Genomic DNA, 596 nt, shown 5'->3' with positions numbered 1-596 from the left:
ACGGCCTGGTGGTCAATGCGCGCGTGACACACGCCGACGGGCATGCCGAGCGTGAAGCAGCCAAGATCATGATCCACGACGCACGGCAAGCGGCAGAGGATCCGGACGTAGAAATTACGTTGGGTGCAGACAAGGGTTACGACGCCCTGGAATTCATTGAGGCATGCCAACAGATGAAGGTCACACCGCACGTTGCGCAAAACACCTCGGGGCGGCGTTCCGCAGTGCCCGATACGATTGCATCAAGCGCGGGCTACGCCATTTCGCAGCAAAAGCGCAAGTTGATCGAACAAGGCTTCGGCTGGGCCAAGACCGTGGGGCGTATGCGCCAGGTGATGGTGCGCGGCTTGAAGAAGGTGGACCAGATGTTTGTGTTGAACATGACGGTCTACAACCTCGTGCGCATGCGATCCCTGGCACAAATCCGCCTATAGCTGCGGGAAAAGGCGGCATTGAGGCCAGAAGTCGGCCCCACAGCGCTTAAAACAAGGTTGATTCGCGTTGAAATTGCACAATGCGAAAGATTTGGAGACGGTGGGCGCGTAAATCGAGGAAGGCAGCTTCCGCCGGGGGCGTATTTCCGCAACCTGCTAGGC

1 protein-coding gene is annotated in these 596 nt (G+C 58.2%); it reads left to right on the top strand.

Features of this window, described 5'->3' with window-relative positions; all coding sequences use genetic code 11:
* Window positions 1–434, top strand: a 434-nt coding sequence (locus tag AB4Y42_RS44140; RefSeq protein WP_368697883.1) for a transposase, incomplete at its 5' end; no start/stop codon positions are given.
* Window positions 435–596: the final 162 nt, after the last annotated feature.

The organism is Paraburkholderia sp. EG286B, assembly GCF_040965655.1.
In the GTDB taxonomy this organism is placed as follows: domain Bacteria; phylum Pseudomonadota; class Gammaproteobacteria; order Burkholderiales; family Burkholderiaceae; genus Paraburkholderia.
Note: the sequence above shows the minus strand (reverse complement) of the source record. Positions and strands in the feature narration are given on the sequence as shown.